The sequence below is a fragment of the uncultured Jannaschia sp. genome (assembly GCF_947494025.1).
Classification (GTDB): Bacteria; Pseudomonadota; Alphaproteobacteria; order Rhodobacterales; family Rhodobacteraceae; genus Jannaschia.
Genome location: NZ_CANLTQ010000126.1, coordinates 1 through 654, shown reverse-complemented (window position 1 = coordinate 654; position 654 = coordinate 1). Strand labels below are relative to the sequence as shown.

1 protein-coding gene is annotated in these 654 nt (G+C 70.9%); it reads left to right on the top strand.

Features of this window, described 5'->3' with window-relative positions:
- Positions 1-351 (top strand): hypothetical protein (locus tag Q1B08_RS21615; RefSeq protein WP_299823477.1); only part of this gene is annotated, 351 nt, incomplete at its 5' end.
- Positions 352-654 lie beyond the last annotated feature (303 nt).

Below are 654 nucleotides of genomic sequence, written 5' to 3'. Positions count from 1 at the left end.
ACCATGCGACTGATCGCCAGCCTCATTCTTGCCACCGTCCTCGCCGCGTTCGCGGCAAGCTCGGTCGTGCATGCGGCCGGCTCGGCGGGAATGGCCGCAGAGATGGTCGCCTCCGGCGCCACGGTCGCGGAGATGGCCGATTGCGAGGCCTGCGGCGACGGGGAGTCCGGTGCCAATGGCATCGCGTGCGACTTCGTCTGCGGCGCGGGAGGCTTTGCGGCCGTACCTGCGCCGGCGCAAACCGGGAGCGTCTTCCAGGAGACGAGCGAGGCTTTGGGCCACACCCTGCCGCGCGACTTCCGCGGCCTCACCAGCCCGCCCGCCAAAGAGCCGCCGCGCATCCTCATCTGATCCGACGGCCCGCGCGCATGCGCGGTCTCCGTCCCGTGCCGCCTGCCGAAGCGTCAGCTCGGACAGGCGTCCAAGGCTCGCGCCGGACGTTCCGGCGAACGACCAAGACGATCAGAGAGACTTCACATGACCCGATCTTCCGATCCGGCGCGTCCGCGCCGCTCGACCTTCGCCTTTCCGGTGCGGCGGGAGAACGCCGCCCTGTCCCGCCGAAGCCTCCTTCATTCCGCGGTCGGTGCCCTCGGCCTGCTCGCGCTTCCGTTCGGAGTGCAGGCGGCCGAACCGGCGCCCCTATCGCCGACG